The organism is Chloroflexaceae bacterium, assembly GCA_025057155.1.
GTDB lineage: Bacteria > Chloroflexota > Chloroflexia > Chloroflexales > Chloroflexaceae > JACAEO01.
On record JANWYD010000010.1, the window covers coordinates 48,673 to 64,861 of the forward strand.

At 65.9% G+C, this 16,189-nt stretch carries 12 protein-coding genes; all 12 read right to left on the reverse strand.

Features of this window, described 5'->3' with window-relative positions; all coding sequences use genetic code 11:
• Positions 1-101: 101 nt before the first annotated feature.
• Complete coding sequence (locus NZU74_10750; protein ID MCS6881804.1) at positions 102-464, reverse strand: DUF1804 family protein; 363 nt, start codon at positions 462-464, stop codon at positions 102-104.
• Positions 465-950: 486 nt separating this feature from the next.
• On the reverse strand, positions 951-1,349 hold the full coding sequence (locus NZU74_10755; protein ID MCS6881805.1) for a helix-turn-helix domain-containing protein: 399 nt from the start codon (positions 1,347-1,349) through the stop codon (positions 951-953).
• 513 nt (positions 1,350-1,862) lie between these two features.
• Positions 1,863-5,612, reverse strand: a complete 3,750-nt coding sequence (locus NZU74_10760) for an SDR family oxidoreductase (GenBank protein MCS6881806.1) — start codon at positions 5,610-5,612, stop codon at positions 1,863-1,865.
• Between the two features lie 144 nt (positions 5,613-5,756).
• Complete coding sequence (locus NZU74_10765; protein ID MCS6881807.1) at positions 5,757-6,926, reverse strand: iron-containing alcohol dehydrogenase; 1,170 nt, start codon at positions 6,924-6,926, stop codon at positions 5,757-5,759.
• 172 nt (positions 6,927-7,098) lie between these two features.
• Positions 7,099-8,643: a serine/threonine protein kinase gene (locus NZU74_10770; protein MCS6881808.1), complete on the reverse strand. Its 1,545-nt coding sequence runs from the start codon at positions 8,641-8,643 to the stop codon at positions 7,099-7,101.
• A 100-nt stretch (positions 8,644-8,743) separates the two neighbouring features.
• Entirely contained in the window at positions 8,744-10,156 is a 1,413-nt protein-coding gene (era, locus tag NZU74_10775; GenBank protein ID MCS6881809.1) for a GTPase Era, read from the reverse strand.
• Between the two features lie 157 nt (positions 10,157-10,313).
• The gene (gene minE / locus NZU74_10780) at positions 10,314-10,583 is read right to left on the reverse strand and encodes a cell division topological specificity factor MinE (protein ID MCS6881810.1); all 270 of its coding nucleotides are present in this window, start codon (positions 10,581-10,583) and stop codon (positions 10,314-10,316) included.
• 14 nt (positions 10,584-10,597) lie between these two features.
• Complete coding sequence (gene minD / locus NZU74_10785; GenBank protein MCS6881811.1) at positions 10,598-11,422, reverse strand: septum site-determining protein MinD; 825 nt, start codon at positions 11,420-11,422, stop codon at positions 10,598-10,600.
• An 8-nt stretch (positions 11,423-11,430) separates the two neighbouring features.
• A complete protein-coding gene (gene minC, locus NZU74_10790; protein MCS6881812.1) occupies positions 11,431-12,111 on the reverse strand; it encodes a septum site-determining protein MinC in 681 nt (226 codons plus the stop codon).
• A 276-nt stretch (positions 12,112-12,387) separates the two neighbouring features.
• On the reverse strand, positions 12,388-14,727 hold the full coding sequence (locus NZU74_10795; protein MCS6881813.1) for a penicillin-binding transpeptidase domain-containing protein: 2,340 nt from the start codon (positions 14,725-14,727) through the stop codon (positions 12,388-12,390).
• A gap of 13 nt (positions 14,728-14,740) precedes the next feature.
• Complete coding sequence (gene mreD / locus NZU74_10800) at positions 14,741-15,274, reverse strand: rod shape-determining protein MreD (GenBank protein ID MCS6881814.1); 534 nt, start codon at positions 15,272-15,274, stop codon at positions 14,741-14,743.
• The gene (mreC, locus tag NZU74_10805) at positions 15,247-16,155 is read right to left on the reverse strand and encodes a rod shape-determining protein MreC (protein ID MCS6881815.1); all 909 of its coding nucleotides are present in this window, start codon (positions 16,153-16,155) and stop codon (positions 15,247-15,249) included. The genes mreD and mreC overlap by 28 nt, the downstream gene beginning before the upstream one ends.
• Positions 16,156-16,189: the final 34 nt, after the last annotated feature.

The following is a 16,189-nucleotide window of genomic DNA, read 5'->3' on the forward strand; positions in this document are numbered from 1 at the left end:
CTAGCACACGTAGTGTCAAGGGTCAACAATCGTTGTGAATAACGCCGCGCTGTTACGGCGTATATGGCCCGTGCGCCGCGAAAAAGTGCAAAGAGTTTTCTCTACCATGGCGTTTCGGAAGGCGCCGCGCTCGAACGCGGCGCCGCGCCTCGGCGGGAAGCGCGCCGACCCGGCAGATCGCAGGCGCGCCGCCAGTTGTTCACCGTGCCTACACTGACGCCGAGTCGCTCCGCAATCACCCGCAACGGTAGCCGTTCCTCCAGATAGAGACGCGCCAGCGCCTCGCGGGGTATCTCTCGCCGCTCAAAGCGTCCCGAGCGCGTCACAACGCCGCACTCCCGCAGCCGTCGCCCGATGGTCGGCGCGCTGCACCCTAGTTGCCGCGCCAGTGTCGCCATGCTCAACCCTTCCTCCAGATACAGCCGCCGCAGTTCACCGCAAGAGATTGGCAGTTGCTTTTTCATATCGGCGCCTTGTCTATATGTGGCGTTGACAGGATGCTTCCCACGCGCCTGCGGTTGCGGCTTGCCGTTGGCAGGGCGCCCCGTCCTCAAAGGTCCGCAGACCTCCCGCGCCCGGGTTCCATAAGGTGCGATGACCGTGATGCGGCGTGCCGCGCTTCTCTTACCGTCCAAATTTACACGAAAACGGATAATCATGTCGGAAGAAAAAGCACGTCTCCTGACGTGCTCATCGGCGCCTCAGAGATCCCTGGGTGCCGAAGGTAGGGGTAGACGGAATGTGCAGAGGGGTTCCTGGGAGGAAGCTGGCTTCCTGACCGCGCTTCTTCGGTGTGCAGGGGCGCAGGTTGCCCGCATCATCCGATGTTGTCTCAGAAGGGGGCCTGGGAGAGTCTTGCCCTCCCAAACCCTGCCGACTATATCAGGGATATAGAGGAACCATCCCCTCCGTCTGTTTCAGGTTGAGTTTAACACGTTAACGTGTAAATGTCAAGCCCCAACTGGTGCAGCACCGTCTGCGCTTGTTGTGTTCTCGTTGCTGCTCTCGCTCTCCTCTTCGTTTTCTGCCTGATACACGAAGCCGGCCCGTTCGGCCACCATTGAGAGGGTTTTCTGGGTGGAGCGATGGGGGCGATGGACGCCGGTCTCCCATTCGCTGATCGTTTGCTGTCGGACCTCCAGTTCATCAGCCATCTGTTGCTGGGTCATCCCCATGTATTCGCGCAGGGCGCGGATGCGCCGGGCATCCCATTCATGGCGCGTCCGGCGGCGCTGTTTTGCGGGCGGTTGCTTCCTTTCTTCACTCATTGGATTCTCCTCGCGTCCTGCTCGCGCCGCTGGCAGTTCCACTTGCGGTGTGCGGCGCTCGTGCGGTTGTGCTAACGTCATGATAACGTGTTCCCATCCCTTCTGTCTGAAGGTTTTGCTTTGCTGGCAGAGGCTTTTGTCCGGCTCTATGCCCGCGGGCGGTCACACCGTGCGTTGCCAGGGACGGAGCGCCCCCAAAACGGCGCCTGTCTTACCCAATATAGACGAAAAAAATGTCTCTGAGTCACCCGCAACATAGCCGGTTGGAGGGGGAATTTCAAGGTTCCTTGCAGCCCTGGTCGGGAAAGGCTCTGGGAAGGCGAAGCCCTCCCGGACACGCTCCGCCCCTTCTGTTGTGGTGTAGCGCCGCCATATGGAAACCCGACATAATATGAAAAGGGAGGAGGCGAGGGAGCAAAGATCTCCTGCCTCCTCCCTCGGTTATAAGGGAAGGTGTGACAAGACCGCGCCCTCCCGGCTATGCCGGTGAGGGCCAGGCTTTCCCGATCTGCTCGTTTGCTAACGGCAGGGGCGGAAAGTTGCCTCCTTCCGCCCCTCTTCCTCAGGCGTGGTGCCGCGCGGCGAAACCTCGCGTCACACGGTGATCGCCCGCCCGCGGTGAATGCGGCCCGCGTAGCGCGTATCCTCCTCCGGCGGCAGCGGGGCGGTGGTGAGCAGCACCGCGTCAACGAAGCGCTCAAGCTCCTGCTGCCGCTCGCGGTCGCTCCGCGGTTCCTCGGCCCGCGCCTGCCGCGTCAGGTCTACCTGGTTCACCAGGATGCGGTGCACCGTTCGTTCGCTCTCGACGCCGATGGTGGCGGTGAAGGCGTGCATGGTCGTTTTAACGAAGTTCGCCAGGGCGAACTGTTCGGTGCTGGAGTTGGCCGTGGTTTCGGGGGTCACCAGCACCAGGGCGACGCCGTCAATCAGGCTGGCCTTGCGGGCGACGCGGAAGTGGTGGGTGAGTTGCTGTTCGCACAGTTCGGCGAAGCCCTGCTCGCTGAGCACCGTGCTCCAGTCACTGTCAGCCCGGCCCACCAGCGGCACGGAAGGCAGATCGCGGAAGGGCGTGCAAACGATCGGCCCCGGTCGCCCATACTGAGCCATGGCGCGATCCATGGCCCCTTCCAGATCGCTCCCGGCGACGATCAATCCCACACGGCCGGCTTCGGCATGGTCGTTCAACCGGTCGGTCAGGCGCTTGCCGCCAGCCTCGGTCTCGGTGATCAGCACCACCTGCCGGACGCCGTGGCGCTCCAGGTAGGCCCGCGCAAGCAACTCCAGGTGCTCTTCCAGGTGTTCGCCGATCAGGTAGACCGTCGCGCCGACCAGCCGGGCCAGGCGCTCGGCGGGCGGCTGGCCGAACAGTTCGCCGCCAGTGGGAGTGCGCTCGTAGCGCAGACCGCCCGAGGGGTGGAAGGTTTCGCCGCTGACGTTGCGGTCGGCCAGATAGTACACCGTCGCCATCGCCACGTCGAACTCGGTGGGCATGCGCTGGAGGTAGAGCATGCTCATGATCCCGTCGCGCACCTTGCGCGCCTCACGCTCGATCTGGGCGCGGGCGAAGAAGGGTTCGGGCGGGGCTGCCCCGTTCATCACCGCTTCCACCAGCGAGGTGACGCCGGGCATGTCCGCCCTGGCGCCCGTCCGGCTCTCGCCGCCGGCGCCGACCGCTGCCAGGCGCTCCTGCTCAACACCCAGATAGCCTCCGGTGCGCAGGCGGGTCAACAGTTTTTCGGCAATGTTCCGGTTCATCAGGTAGGTGCTGGACGAAGCGCCAGGGTCGCCTTCTTTCGCAATTGTCCGGGCCAGTTCTCGCAGGCGCGCCGGCACATCCGCGCCTTCGAGGGCGCGCACGCTGTTGCTGCTCAGGTAAGGCAGCAACTCGACCACCGGCAGGCCGCTCTCCCGGTGGGTCTCAATCAGCGCGGCGTAGAGGTCGTTGATACGCCGGTTTTCCAGGATCAGCCGCGCCCGGCGCATGAACAGGCCCGGCCGCTCGCCGGTGCCGCGCAGACGGTCGCCCTCCACCGGCCCCGGCGCCAGGGCGTTGATCTGCACCTCCGGGCCGAGGAAGCGCGCCATCACTTCGGCCATGGCCCGCTGGCCCGCCTTGCTCACCGCATAGTCGGCGCGATTGGGGTAGGCGATGGCGACGTACTTCTCGCCGCCGAAGTACGAGGAGACATTCAGAATGTAGCCGCTGCCCTGCTTCTTCATCAATGGCGCGATCTTGCGGATCAGCGAGTAGTTGCTGATCAAGTTGGCATTGAGGGTGTGGCGCCAGCCTTCGAGGGGCATGTCCAGCACCATTTCTTCTTCGCCAGCGATGCCCGCGTTGTTCAGCAGGTAGTCAATTTGCCCGAAGACGGCGATGGTGCGCTCGACCAGGGCCACCAGTTGCTCCTCCTCGGCCACGTCGCAGTCGGGGTAGATCTGTACGCGCGAGGAGGCGTCATTGTAGCCCACTTCTTCAAGCTCGTGGACGATTGACTTGCGCATCTGTTCGAGCTTGGCTCGGTCGCGAGCGGCCAGCATCACCCGCGCTCCGCTCAGGGCCAGCAGGCGCCCCACCTGGCCGCCGATGCCGGCGCTCCCGCCGGTAATCAGCGCCACCTTGCCGAGGTGCAGGCCGATCAGGCTCTCGGCCCAGCCAAAGGAAGGCCGCCGCGCTCCGGTGGCCGCAACGATCTGCTCGGGCAGGTACAGGTTGACCTCGCTGATCTTGCGGTCGCTGAGCAGCAACTGGGCAATCGCCGCGCAGGCGAAATCCAGCCCCTCTTCTTCGGTGTTGACGTAGCGCACCAACTGGTTGGCCCATACCGGAGGCAGCAGCCGCGCCTGGACATCGGGCGCGGCCCGCTGGTAGTCCACCTCGGCTTCGTGGCGCCAGATGCGCACCAGTTGTTCGACCCCCGCCCGCAGGATGTCGCTAAAGACGTTGCCCGCGCGGTCGTCGCCGTTGCTGAGGAAGATCACCCGCGGCGGGTAGGCCGCGCCGCCGGGCGTGACGCTGACGCTCTGCCAGTGGCGCGAGAGCTGAGAGGCCAGAGCCACCAGCCCGGCCAGTTCTTCCTCCAGGAAGGCCCGGGCAGCTTCGTCTGGCGCGTCGCACACTGACGTCCCGCGGCTGGCGCTGGTGGCCGGAAGGATTACCGCGCTGTGAGGGCCGCCGGTGTTGTCATGCATCCACGTCAGCGCCTCGCGGACGCTCTCCGGCTCGTTGGGGTTGAGGTAGAGCGCCACGGGGGGCGTGTAGTTGGCCCCCGCGAAGCGACGGCTCTCTTCGAGGATCTGTTCAAGCTGGGCAATCGTAGCCTGCGAACGGAAACCGAGCACCACGTCGGCCCCGCAGGAGCGCAGCGCGCCGGTCAGGGCCATGGCGTCTTCGATCTGGTCGCCTGCGCAGACCAGGATCACCCGTCCGCTGCCGTCCACTGCGCGGAGACTGGGCCGGGCCGTGAAAGTGGTTCGGCTCTCCTCCACCACCTCCATGCCATTGGTGACCTCGATCGCCTCGCCGTTCAGCGCCGCAGCTTCGTCGGAGCCAAGGAAGACGCAGGCGTTGGCCACGTCGAGGGTGGTAGGGAAGCTCTTCTCCAGTTGCCCATCGGGGCCAGGGCGGCTGAGGCGCATGCGCGCGAAGAGGGCCTGGGCGGTGGAATGTTCAGGCTGGCCCTGCAATTCATCCATGCGCCGGAACACGTTACGGATGCGCTCGCTTTCAATCGGGCCGGGGTAGATCAGGTTGACCCGCACGCCCCGCGCGCCCAGTTCCCGCGCCGCGACCTGCGTCAACGCGTTCAGAGCCGCTTTAGGCACGGCGTAGGCGGCGCGGCCATAGTACTCCGTGCGCGAGAAGATGGTCGAGATGTTAATAATGCTGGCTCCGGGCGGCAGATGCGCCGCCGCCGCGCGCATGAAGTTCCAGGCGATCCCCAGCACGTTGCCGATACTGTCCACCAGCGTCTCGCTGTCGCCCTCGCGCAGTTCGTCGCGCCGCAGCGGAATATCGGCCAGACGCTGCCGCGCTCCCTCGCTGCCAGCGTTGTTGACCAGCACGTCAATTCTGCCATACCGCGCCACGACCTCGGCGATCCCCGCCCGTACCGCGGCGCTATCGCTGCCATCCAGCGCAATGGCGAAGAGCCGGGAGGGATCAAGCCCGTACTCAGCCAGCAGCGCCTGGCGCTGCGTTTGCAGTTTCGGCTCGTCGCGCCCGCTGATGATCACGGTCGCCCCTTCTTCCAGGTAGCGCCGGGTGATCTCGGTGCCTATCGTGCCAGCGCCGCCGGTGATCAGGGCGATTTTGCCGGCAAGCCGGCCCGAACCTGTTACGCTCATGGTTGTGAACCCCTTGTATAGAGCGTCAGAATCCTGAAGTGAAAACCGGCCCTCAGTTGGGGAGAGCAGGGACTTCCCGGAAGTCGGGCTGAAGCATGGGCGCAGCCATGCTTCGACCTTGCCGGGCGAGCCCCTGCATATTGCCTACTCGTTGTCGTAGGCCAGCTGGTACAGTTCGATGATTTCCTGGCGCGTGGGCTTGCGCGGGTTGTTGGCCGGGCTGCCGCTGTCAATTGCCGCGTCGGCCATGGAGGGCGCCAGTTCCAGCAGCCGTTCCCGTTCGACGCCGAGTTGCCGCAACGAGGGGATCTTGATGTCCTTGACCAGCCGGCGGATCGCCGTCACGGCCCTGTCGGCGGCGGCCATCATCGAGAGGCCCTCGATAGGCTCTCCCATGGCCTTCGCCACGTGCGCATAGCGCACCGGGTCGCCGATCAGGCTGAACTCGGTCACTACCGCCAGGAGGGCTGCATTCGACACGCCATGGGCGATGTGGAAGTGCGCGCCGATTGGCCGCGACATGCCGTGCACCAGGGCCACCGAGGAGTTGCTGAAGGCGATCCCTGCCTGCAAAGCGCCGAGCATCATCTTCTCGCGGGCCTCGATGTTGTTGCCGTTGGCCCAGGCCTGGCGGATGTTCTGGCTGATCAGCTCGATCGCCGAGAGGCAGAAGATGTCGGTCATCGGCTGGCGCTTCACCGATACGTAGGCTTCGATCGCGTGCACTAGCGCGTCAACCCCGGTGGCGGCGGTCACCCCCGGCGGCGAGGAGACGGTGAGCATGGGGTCAACCACGGCGATGGTCGGCATCAGGTAGGGGCTGCCGATCAGCATCTTCACGTCGGTCTTCTGATCGGTGATAACCGTGTAGATAGTCGCCTCGCTGCCGGTGCCTGCAGTGGTAGGGATGGCCACCAGGGGCACGCCGGGCGCGGCGATCTTGCCAATACCCTTGTACTGCTCAATCGAGCCAGGATTGGTCACCAGCACCGCGATGGCCTTGCCCGTGTCAATCGGGCTGCCGCCGCCCACGGCCACCACGAAATCGCATCCCTCGGCGCGGTAGAGGTTCAGCCCTTCCTGCACGTACTCCACCACCGGCTCGGTGTTCACCCCCGTGTACGCCGCGCTGCCGATCCCGCTCTCCTTGAGCAGGGACTCCACTTTCGCCACCAGCCCCAGGCTAGCCATGATCCTGTCGGAGACGATGAGAGCCTTCTTCCAGCCGCGCTTCTGACACAGCGCGCCTACCTGCTCCAGGGCCTGTGAACCGACCACCATGTGCGCCGGCATGATGAACTCTCGCGGCTGCATGCACGAACCTCCTCGTTCTGGGCCTGCTACGTGGCCGGACTGTGCTCCCGGCGCCGGGGCCCGGATCGTGAAAAGGGGAACGGACTCCTATGACGCATTGTATCATAGGGGTCACCGTCTGTCCGGGTAGGATCACTTGCCGGTTTCGGGCTACCCGGCACGGACGGGACGATCAGGGCATATACACGTAACCCTGCATCCTGGCCTGGTAGGTGACCTGCCCGTTTTTGCGCGCCACCACCTGCGGCTCGCCGATGGGCGTAGGCGGGGCATTAGGGTTAAGACGGGCATTTGGGCCGAACGCGACCCTGGCCCGCTCCTCGAAGGCGCTAATCAGTTCGGCGCGCACGTCGGCAGGGCCGGCGCTCTCAGGCACAGTCACTTCGAGGTCAAAGGTCGCCAGACGGGGAATAGCCGGCACGCCGGTTGGGGTAGTGTCGGGCTGCGTGGTGGGAAATGGACTCAGCAGTGGCGCAACGTAAGGCTCGGCCCACGCCGGCCGCTGGGTGTAGACATACGCGCCCAGGGCCGCCGCGCCTGCCAGAGCCAGAGCGAGGAACGTCGTTGCCAGCCGCGCGAAGGGGTTGCGCTGCGGCCGTGCCGCTGGCGCAATGGGCGAAGGGGGAGGAGGGATGGCCGCTGCGGGTGCGGGTGGAGGCTTGACTGCAGGTGGCGCCGGTTGCGAGGTGACCACGGGCGGCGGGGCCGTCCGGTCTGCTGCCGAGGCTGAGAGGAGCACCGTTGGCCGGGCCACGCGCACCTGGGGAGGAAGGGCCTCGCCCTGCGGGTTAAGGGCGGCGCGAAACTCGGCGATGGTGGCGAAGCGGTCGTCGGCCTTGAATTGCAGCGCGCGCACGAGGGCGTCATTGGTGCGCTGCGAAATTGACGGGACCAGGTCCCGCGCTGGCGGGAACGAAAAGGGCTTCTCTTCCGTCGGGTCGCGCCCCGTCAGCAAATGATGCAGCGTGGCGCCCAGGGCATACACATCCGACTGCGGTGTGGCCAGACCCTGGTACTGTTCGGGCGGGGCGTAGCCGGGGGTGCCTATCTGCGTGCCGCGCTCGGCAGGGTTGAAGAGCTTGGCGATGCCGAAATCTACCACCTTCACCCCGCCATCGTGATCGATCATCACGTTCGAGGGCTTCATGTCGCGGTAGATTACGCCCCGCGCGTGGAGATGCTCGAGCACGTCGCAGATCTGGTCGGCCCAGGCCAGCGCCCGGGCCTCGGGAATGCGCTGCTCACGCTCGATAATCTGCTCCAGATCCTCGCCGCGCACAAAGTCCATCGTTAGATAGTGCCGGCCTTCGTCGGTGAAGTGACTGTAAACCCGCGGCACGGCGGGATGGTTGAGGTTCTGCAGGACCTCGGCTTCAGCGTTGAAGCGGGCCACCGCCTCGGCCTGCTCCCTGGGGTCGTCCATGCGATCAAGCATCATCTTGATCGCATACACATGGCCGTGCTGGTCCACCCCTTCATAGACCGCGCCCTGGCCGCCCTTTTTGATCACGCGGGTGATGCGGTAGCGCCGGGGATCGTTGCTCGCGCCGTCGTTATTAAGCACCACATCCCGGCCGCAATGTTGGCAGAACCGGGCGTGGGGCAGGTTTGCTTTGAGGCAGAAGGGGCAAAGGATCTGGGTTACCTCGGCCATAGCGCTCCGTGGGGCGCCGGTGCGGGCGGCGGCTTCCCCGGCCAGACGGATGTTTGGCGCCATCTCTGCCTCCAGCGTAGCACAGGGGCCGCTCGTGAGCAACTCTCACGCGGCCCCGTCCCGGTTCCGATTCAGGGACGCCCGCAAAGGCGATTTTGTTGCATCAACGCCAGTCTCTGGCCCGGTAGCCCAGCCATCCCAGGGCGGCCACATCATCGCGCCAGTGGGGGCGCACCTTCACCCACAGGTCGAGGTACACCGGCCCGCCGATCAGCCGCTCAATCTCCTGACGCGCGGCGCTGCCGATCTTCTTCAACATCGCGCCCCCGGCTCCGATGATGATCCGCTTCTGGCCCTCCCGCTCGACATTAATGGTCATGCGGATGTACGTGACCCCTTCCCGTGGCTCCCATTCTTCCACTTCAATCGCCACGGCGTGGGGCACCTCCTGCTGGGTGTAGTAGAGCACCTTCTCGCGCACAAACTCCGCCGCCAGGTGCTGCTCGCTCTGATCGGTCAGTTGATCGGGCGGGTAGAGCAGCGGGCCTTCGGGCAGCCGCGCGACGATCTCTTCCAGCAGGGCGGCGAGGCCCAGCCCTTTGAGGGCCGAGATGGCAATTTCCTGTTCCCAGGGGCCGAGGCTGCGGTAATCTTCCAGGTAGGTGCGCTGGCCGCGGGGCTTCAGGTCAACCTTGTTGAGGATCAGCAGTTTGCGCCCGCGCGCCCGTTGCACCTGCCGCGCAATGCGCCGGTCGAGCTGGCTTGGCGGCTGACTGATGTCAACCATGAAGCCGATCACATCGGCGTTGGGCAGGGTCCGCTCCGCCAGGTTCACCATCAGCCGCCCCAGGGCATGGCTCGGCTGATGGATGCCCGGAGTATCCACGAAGATGATCTGCGCCCCCGGTCGGGTGAGGATGCCCCGCACTGGCACGCGGGTGGTCTGGGGGCGAGGCGAGACGATGGCCACTTTCTGCCCCAGGAGGGCGTTGAGCAGGGTGCTCTTGCCGACGTTGGGCTTGCCCACCAGCGCCACGAAGCCCGAGCGGGTGACTGGCGGCGGCGCTTCGCCCGCGGCCGCTTCCGGTGGAGCGACGGCCACCGTTTCGGTTGCAGGGACCTGGGACGGCGGAAGGGTGAAAACCACCGGCCCTTCGCCGCCCGCGGGCGCCTCTTCAAGGGGCAACATCAGGGGCGCGAGGCGTTCCAGGGCCGCGGGCGTTCGCAGCTCGGCGGGGAGGGTCAGTTCCACCCCCAGCACCGTCTCATCGCCGTCGAGGTCGAGGATGGCCGTCTCCGGCAACGGCAGCACCCGCGCCGGTTCCTCCTCGACGACCCGCAGCGTGAGCTGGCCGGTGTTCGTGTCCAGGCGCTCATACTCGCCATCGAGGGCCAGTTCGAGCTGCCCGAGGGCGATCTCGTCGTCGAGATCGAGGCGCAGCCCGATAATCCGCTCCTGGGCGTCGAGCAGCAGCGCGGCAGGGTACTCCAGCACCCCGACGGCCTGCCCCTCCTCCAGTTCGGTAAAGTAGACGTACAGCGACCCGGCCTCCGGGTCATACGAAAATTGCAGCATAACCTGGCTCGTTCACCCCGAAGAATGATTTTGGATTTTGGATTTGGGATTGTGGATTTGGAGTTTTGAGGTTACGTGCGGGCATTAGCACAACATCAAGCGCCTTCAACTTCCCCCATCCCAATCCATAATCCAAAATCTAAAATCCAAAATCCTCTTACCCCACATCCGGTTGTCCGCGCTTGAGTGGAATATCGGCCTTGAGGTAGTCGGTGGCCTCGCCGCGGAGGATCTTCACCTCGATCTGCTCGGCATCAACGGGTGGGAGATAGCGGGAGAGCACCTCGGCAATCTCCACCTTCATGCGCTCAAGCGTTTCCGGCGTGAGCTTATAGCGGTCGTCCACCAGCACCATCATGAGGCGCTGCTTGGCCAGCGAAGCGCTGCGGTCGCGACGACCCCCAAACAGATTCTCGAAGAAGCCCATGGTCGCTCCTTTCCTCAGGAACGGCGGCGCCCAAAGATGCCGAAGAAGCGTTCCAGCATCCCCTGCTGCTCCTGGAGCGCGGGGAAGGGCACCTCTTCGCCGCGCAGCCGTCGGGCGACGTCGAGAAACGCGCGACCGGCCGGCGATTGATGGTCATATACCGCAGCTTCGCCACGGTTGGTTGACGTAACAATGGTTTCGTCGTCGGGAACGATGCCGATCAGCGTAATCGCCAGCAATTCGAGCACGTCCTCCACCGAGAGCATTTCGCCGCGGTTGACCAGGCGCGGCTTGATCCGGTTCACTACCAGGCTCGGCGGCCCCTTCTCGGCGGCCTCGACCAGCCCGATGATCCGGTCAGCGTCGCGCACCGCCGAAACTTCGGGAGTGGTGACGATGATCACCTCGTCGGCGCCGGCGATGGCGTTGCGAAAGCCATTTTCGATCCCGGCGGGGCTGTCAATCAGCACAAAGTCGAACTCGCGCCGCAACTGTTCGGTCAGTTCAACCATCTGCTCCCGGCTCACCGCGTCTTTGTCGCGGGTCTGGGCGGCGGGCAGCAGACACAGTTCGGGCAGGCGCTTGTCTCTAATCAATGCCTGGCGCAGGCGGGCCCGGCCCTCAACGACGTCCACCAGGTCGTAGACGATCCGGTTTTCCAGGCCCATCACCACGTCCAGGTTCCTCAGCCCGATATCGGCGTCAACCACCGCCACCCGCCCGCCTTGCAGGGCCAGCGCCGTGCCGAGGTTCGCGGTGGTGGTCGTTTTACCGACGCCACCCTTGCCTGAGGTTATCGTGATCACCCGCCCCATATGCTCTCCGTTGGACCGCTGCATACTGGTTCCTACCGCTTCAAGGCCTCCCACGGCGCGACCACTATCTGTCCGTCCTCAATACGCGCAATCTCCGGGCTGCGTGGCGCTTCGCGCGACCCGGCGGCGATCTGATCGGCAATCCGCAGTTGGGTGGGCGCCAGTTCAATGGCGCAGACCAGCGCCCCGGCGTTGCCGAGGGCGCCGGCATGCACGAAGCCGCGCAGCCGGCCCCACACGACTACACTGCCCCCGGCGATGATCTCCCCGCCGGGGTTCACGTCGCCGATCAGGGTCACGTGGCCGCTGTGGCGCACCACCTGGCCCGAACGCACCGTGCGTACCAGAAACAGCGCCTCGCTTTCGACGCCGCCTGTGGGGCCTGGCGTCGCGCCGGGCGGCTCGGCGTAGCGGGGGAGGGGACGGGCGGTCAACCCGGCGGCGCGAGCGGCATTGCGGCTCTCGCGCGCCCGCGCCGCCAGCGCGTCGGCCTGTACGCCGTGCTGCTGCATCAGTTCCAGCATCGCCGCGAGTTGCTCCGCGCTCAGCGCCCGATCACCGACGTCAATCGTCAGCCGCGCGCCGCTGAAGAAACTCTGATGCTGCGCTAGCTGCCGCTCAAGCTGCGCGAGCAGCGTGCTCCAATCCGCGCTGTCGTCAAGCCGGACTTGCAGACCATCGCGTCCACCTTTGATGTTGATCAGATCGCTCATGCGCCTTTGCTTGATTTGAACGCGAACTGTTCGAGAATTATAGCACAGGGCGCTGCCGCACGGGACCTCAACCGGGTGCAAACCCGGATTGATGCAAAGTGGTTGGGGCGACTCCCGGACCCTCCGCCGGGGCCGCGCGCCGGCCCCGCACCCCGCCGCCGGAGGCGGACATGGCGCCGGACCCGGATTCAAACCTGTCAGGTATAAGCAAGGCAGGGCGCCGATAGCCGAGTGCTCACCGCAATTGCCCCGCCTGACAGGTTTTTCGATCCTGGGTCATCCCTGACGGCCCACCGTCTGCGGAGCGGGCGCCGGGTCGGGCGGCATTGCCGGACAGAAAGAGGGCGGGTTGGCGGGGGGATCGGTTCTGAAGTACGCCTGGAGCATCTGCGTAACCGCCGGTACGGCCATGGTGGAAGAACCGTCGTTGAGGTCGCCCACGCCTTCGAGCAGCACCGCAACCACCACCTGAGGATCTTCGTAGGGCGCGAAGCCGACGAACCAGGCATGGCTCCGGCGCACGAAGCGCCCGTCGGGGCGCTTAATGAGAGGACCGAACTCGGCAGTCCCCGTCTTGCCGGCGATGCGCAGGCCGGAGCATTCCTCGCGTGCGGCGACGTTCAGGCCATTTGTCACCGATTGGCGCATTCCCTCGCGGATGACCTGCAGAAAGGCCGGGTCCACCGGGACGCGGTTAAGCAGTTCGGGGCCGATGCGCCGCACGACGGCTCCGCTACCGTCGGTGATGGCGGCCACGACATGCGGGCGATAGATGGCGCCGTCGGTGGCGATGCCGCCCGCTGCCACTGCCAGTTGCAGCGGCGTTACCAGCATGTCGCCCTGGCCGATGGCGGTATTGTAGGTGTCGCCGGTGGTCCAGACTTCACGTTTGGCCTGGGCCTTCCAGGTTTTGGTTGGCACCAGGCCCGGAGCTTCGCCGGCCAGATCAATGCCGGTGATGCGTCCGAGGTTGAACCACTCCAGCCCCTGCACCAGCCGGTCAATATCCAGGCCGCGGATGCGGAGTGCGCGCGCCTCGAGGTTGGTGGCCTGATCGTTGCCGCCGGCCACCGACGCGAAGAACACATTCGAGGAGAGCCGCAGGGCGTCAATAACCGTCAGTTCGCCATTGTCGCGGTTGCGGATGGAGTTGGGCAGTTCGAAGGGCGCGCCGTTGCGTTCGATCAGCTTGAGCACTCCCGGGTCCCGCAGGCGGGTGTCGGGGGTGATCACCCCCTCCTGCAGGGCGATTGCGCCGACAAACTGTTTGAGGGTCGAGCCGGGCGGATACTGCCCGCTAATCGCCCGGTTGGTCAGGGGCGCCTGCCGAAGCAACTCGGCCAGCGCCTCAGGGTCGCTGTTGGTGAGCAGGGCCAGCAGTTCCTCACGGCGCGCCGGGTCAACCCAGATGTTGTTATCGTAGGCCGGCAGCGAGACCAGCGCCAGTACGCGCCCATCGCGCGGGTCAAGCACCACGGCGGCCCCGGCGAAGATCGGCGCGTAGTCGCGTTTATAGGCTTCGCGGGCGTTCTGCCGGCGCTGTTCGCCTTCGGCAATCCAGCGGCGCAGGATCCGCTCCACCTCGGCCTGGTAGGCCACATCAATCGTCAGCACCAGGTTGTAGCCGTGCTCCACGGGGCGGACGGTCTCCACCGGGCTGATGGGGCGCTGCAACACGTCAACCAGCAGGCTCTCAACGCCGGGGCGGCCGCGCAGTTCGCGCTCGTATGCCGCTTCCAGGCCGTCTTTCCCGATGCGGTCATCCGCCTGATAGGGCGGAAAGCCGATGCTGGGGGGATCGACGGGTTTGACAATTAACCCGCAGCGCCCGGCGTGACCCAGCACGTCCACCAGCGCCGTAAGCCAGGAACTTGCCGGATTGGCCGCTACCAGTTCGCATTCGTTGATCCGCCCGGTATACCCCAGCAGGTGCGAGAGCGAGGGGATCGCCCCGCTCAGCGGATAGCGTCGCCGATAGGCTTCGATGACCTCCACGCCGGGCAAATAGTTGCTGTTTTCACGGATCGCCAGGGCCAGTTCGGGGCTAATGTCTTCTTTAATGACCACGCCCTGGTAGTTGCGCAGATCCTGGCGTGCCAGCAGTTCCTCGATCGGATTGCTCAGGGTCAGCACATCGCCGTGAGCCTGGACCAGTTCCAGCGCCCGCAGGCTATCGGCGGGGGCGATGATGACGCTCAGCGTCGCCCCGGCGCCAGGCGCCGGGGCCTGAAGCGCGTCCAGAGCGGCGCGCAGGGCGGGCCGCTCTGCCAGGACGCTGGTGGGTGAAAGGGTGAGCGTGCTGGTCAGGCCCGCCACCTGGCTCAGGCGCGCCAGCACCGCGGCGCGCCGTTCGGGCTCGGCGCTGCGAGAGGGCAGACGCCCGGGGATAACCGCGAGGTTGTAGATCGGCACGCTCTCTGCGAGCAGGGTGCGCCCGTCGGAGGCGAAGATCTCGCCGCGGCGCGAGGGCGCCGTAACATAGCGCCGCGTCGTGACGGCCACATCGGCGCTGTAGCGCCGGCTCTCGTGGTCGGCCACCTGGATCTGGTACAGGCGTATCACGAACAGAGCGACGATCAGCACCAGCGCCGCGCGCAGAACAATCAGGCGTGACATAGCCCTCAATCGATTACAACTGGCTCCGCAGCAGCCGGCGCAGCAAAAAGAACAGCGGCAGGGTTGGGGTCAGGGCTACCACCACGCTGGGGAGCACAACCACCAGCAGATACCTTTGCCACTCAACCGGGCCCGGCTGCAGGAACGGCGCCAGAACCATCTCGTAGATCAGCATCCCCACGAGCACGGCCAGCAACGGCACGGCGGGGCGCTCCACACGCAGACGGCGCGTTAGAGCGGCCACGGCCAGAACCGCTAGGAGCAGCGCCAGCGCGTGGACCCCCAGCGGCGTCGCGGCAAACACGTCGAGCGCCAGCCCACCGTAGAGCGCCCAGCGCAGGGCGCGACCGAGGCTTACATCGGGAAAGGCCGCGCTCACGCCGAGCAACGTCCGGCAGATCGCCAGCACCGGCACGAGCGGCAACGTAAAGCCCCCTGGCAGACCGAGGAGCGTCACCTGCACGCATGCCAGGGCGAACGACCCGGCGATCCGGCCGGCCTCGTGCGCCAGGGCCTCTTCTAATCGTCTTGGCTGAGTATCACCCACACGTAGCGCACCTGGTCGGGATCGACGAAGGGCCGCACCTCCGCAATCTGGTGCTGGTCAATCAAGCGCACCCGCTCCACGCTGCCAATCGGGATGTTCGGTGGGATGGCGGCCAGTTCGAAAGGCAGGCGCAGCGCCCCGGTCAATCCGGCGGTGACCACGGCAGCGCCGGGGGCCAGCGGCAGATCGCGCGTGATCTGGCCCAGTTGCAGGCGGGAGCCGCGTTGCCACTGGCCCTGCACCAGGCCCACTTCGGCGCGGCCCTGGTGGATCACGCGGCCGCTCACCTGGCTGGAAATGTCGGTGATCAGCAGCACATCGGCGGCATGCGGACCGGTAGACTCAACAATGCCGATGAGAGCCGCGGGCGTGCCGGGCAACTGGCTGATCACCGCCATCCCGGGCCGCAGTCCCTCACGGCTGCCGCGGGCGATGGTGATCATGCGCCGGCCCGCGTCGGGGGAGCGCACCGTCACTTCGGCGCCAAGCAGCGTCCAGGGATGCGCCTGCTGGATCGACAGTTGTTGGCGGAGGAAGGCGTTCTCGACCTGGGCCTGCTCCAGGCGCAAGAGTTGATTGCGCAATTCGCCGTTTTCGCGCTCCAGGGCGGCAATCCGCGCCTTCAGGGCATCGGCGCCCCGCGGCGCGCTGAGGAAAGCCCCGATGTCATCGCGCAGGCTCGTGAGTCGCTGGGCCACGGGGGCTGTCAGCGATTGCAGCATCTGGCGAGCGGGAGTGATGACGCCACGCTGATCGAGGAACACCAGCGCTCCCGCCAGCAGACACAACCCCACCGCCAGGACGAACGGGCGCAGCGATGCGGGTACGGGTGACCGCTCACGGCGCAGCTTGAGCGGGCGATCATCGAGAAAATCGCGCATACGCGTTGACGCGTGTTCCCAGGAAAGCCGGACT